At 42.3% G+C, this 2,458-nt stretch carries 4 protein-coding genes; 1 reads left to right on the top strand and 3 read right to left on the bottom strand.

Annotation, left to right across the window (positions count from 1 at the left end; all coding sequences use genetic code 11):
* A partial coding sequence (locus ICN47_RS12685; RefSeq protein ID WP_216220273.1) for a DUF6641 family protein occupies positions 1-359 on the bottom strand: 359 nt, incomplete at its 3' end.
* Positions 360-695: 336 nt separating this feature from the next.
* Here ICN47_RS12685 and ICN47_RS12680 point away from each other — a divergent pair.
* Positions 696-1,145 (top strand): hypothetical protein, encoded by a 450-nt coding sequence (locus ICN47_RS12680; protein WP_216220272.1) that lies wholly within the window; start codon positions 696-698, stop codon positions 1,143-1,145.
* Positions 1,146-1,202: 57 nt separating this feature from the next.
* On the opposite strand, the gene ICN47_RS12675 is transcribed toward ICN47_RS12680, so the two are convergent.
* Positions 1,203-1,913: an AAA family ATPase gene (locus tag ICN47_RS12675; RefSeq protein WP_216220271.1), complete on the bottom strand. Its 711-nt coding sequence runs from the start codon at positions 1,911-1,913 to the stop codon at positions 1,203-1,205.
* A 57-nt stretch (positions 1,914-1,970) separates the two neighbouring features.
* Positions 1,971-2,458, bottom strand: a 488-nt coding sequence (locus ICN47_RS12670; RefSeq protein ID WP_216220270.1) for a hypothetical protein, incomplete at its 5' end; no start/stop codon positions are given.

The following is a 2,458-nucleotide window of genomic DNA, read 5'->3' as shown; positions in this document are numbered from 1 at the left end:
ATGGTTTCCAATGCTTTAACTAAGTTTTGTGCGCTATCTACTTCAACGCTGTGCTTGCCTTTAGCAAGCTCAATCACTTTAGTGCCGTATTTGACTGACACGCAGACTTTGCCAGCTTCATTCTTAAACCACCACTCGCGAATACGCTTGGGAATTTCTACTTGGCGACGCAAACCAGTTTCTTTATCTTTAACGCTTTTGAACTTGGTCACAACAAATGGCGTGCCGTCTATATGACTTTTAGCTAGCTGGATTTGCTCCCACAACTTACTAGAAAGTTTGTTCCTGCGAAATACGACGGCAGGAATATGGGTTGGTTTTTTAGCTGTTGTTAGCTTGAGGGTTTCTAATGTGCTCATTGCTTCTCCTTGTTTGTTAATGGGCACATTTAATTTATTACCTGATTTGCGATTTGGTCGACCTCAATTTGTCCAAAACCACCAAATATCACCATTATTTTTGTTTGATTTCCTTTATCAAAGCTAAATAAGTGTGAGTGGCGAAGTGAGTTGCGAATGAGTTACTAAAGAGTCGCTGTAAAGAAGTAGTTGCTAGTTTCGATAGTTGTTATTGAGTTACTACTTGGGACAAATGAGTAACTCTGACTCGTAACTACGCAACCCGAAACAAGCAACCTTCTTTTGAAATCTGCAACTTCTTCTGCCACTCACTGCAACCAATAAGGAGAAATCAATATGCAGAAAGAAATCGCAGTCCGTCTATATCAAAACACAAAATATGGCACCACCTACGCAAAAGGTGTGCGCCATCAAGCCCTGTTTAATGCCGCGGCAGATATTAAAAAACCCAAAGTCAAATATGTCTTGGATTTTTATACTTATGCGCATTGGGAGTTTTTAGCTAAAGAAAACCAGCTGGATATCGTCAATCAAGTGCGTAATGAAGTCGATAAAGACACATTGGTCAGTTGGGTAGTGCGTTATGACTTGGCGACCAAGACCAAAACTGCCGTGTATGGATTTAGCACACTCGATATGAAGACTAATAAGTTAATACTGTGTGTTTTAGATAATGATGCGGGAGTGGAGGATAGCTGGCAACTTACAGCAAAACCTTGCAGAGCGGTAGCTGGTAAGAATATAGCGGAGTTATTGGCTACTAATTGTGAATTAGCCAGCTGGTAGGCAAAAAAAAGCCACTGTCGTGTTTGGCACGACAGTGGCTATAGGCAACTTAAGAGCTTACTTGGGTATTACGCCACCCAACTTGATGCCTTCGATCATCATTTCATTTGCAAAACGACGCAAAGAACCTTTTGCTTTATGTGCAATAGCTGTAATTACTGGCACAGGCATTGCGGTAGATGCCAAAGCCATTTTCTGCAAAATGCTTTGCCCCATAGCCACATACGCATTAGCATTTGCCGCTTTGTTCATCTCAATTAAATAACTACGATCAATAATGCCATCGTCAATTCGGTCAAGATAGTTTGTAGTAAAGATGAACTGGCAACGCTTTAAGTCCATCACAGACTTGAGAGACTGCTGCGCAGATAGGGTTAGCTTATCTACCTCATCAAACAAGAAGTAGTCAGTTTGACCATAGTGGTGAAAAGGATTTCGGCTATTGCACATGGTGATGTGCTTAACAATCGCCGTGCTACTCAAGCCCCCTCCACAACGAAATATCTCAGGGATAGCATCTTCAACTACCTGCATTTGCCCAATTGGGCTTGCTTGTGGATAGTTGCCTGCATAAGCTGTTTCAAGCAAGCTAGGCAATAAAAGTCCTAAAGTGCTTTTACCAGTGCCATAAGTGCCATGCAGCAAAATGCCACTTTTGCCATTAAACGGAAATGGCAATTGGCGACTTAATATCAATTCAAGCAAATCACGCTCTGAAGCATTGTTAATTAAAAAGTCGTCTAAACAACTAGGTGCAAATAAGGACATAGTCCCTCCTATATAAGAATAAAAAAAGGGCCATGTCGCCATGGCCCCAAAGGTTAGTTAAACAAGTTCAGCTTCTGCTGCTTCTGTTTCAAATACATTGTTAAAAGCCTCTGTAGCTTTTTCCAATTGCTCCTTCTCTACAATTTCTTGCGCAGTCTTGGCAATTTGCTTAGCCATTTTGTCTTCTGCTTTCGCTTCTGACTTTTGCACTTTTGCTGCCTCTTCTTCGGCTTTTTTGAGCGCATTTAATTCTTCGCGCTTTTTAGCTTGTGCGAGCGTGTAATACGCTGCCAGCGCAGTATTCACAGCGCCGTCGTGACGAATCACAGCATTGACCTCAAATTCGCCTGTAGGCAAGTAAGTAGCCACAAACACCACTTGCTTGTCCACCCAGTCCGCATTTGCCTTAACTGTTTCAGCGTCAAACTTCACCTTACTGATCACAGCTTCGCTTACTTCGGCTTTAACAAGCTCAGCACGCTTGGTAGCTGACAAAGGCTTAGTGCCACCCATACGAATTTGCTCAACACCACCGTTTTCTTGCA

The organism is Polynucleobacter sp. AP-Latsch-80-C2 (genome assembly GCF_018882185.1).
Classification (GTDB): domain Bacteria; phylum Pseudomonadota; class Gammaproteobacteria; order Burkholderiales; family Burkholderiaceae; genus Polynucleobacter.
This window is presented reverse-complemented; position numbering and strand designations above follow the sequence as displayed.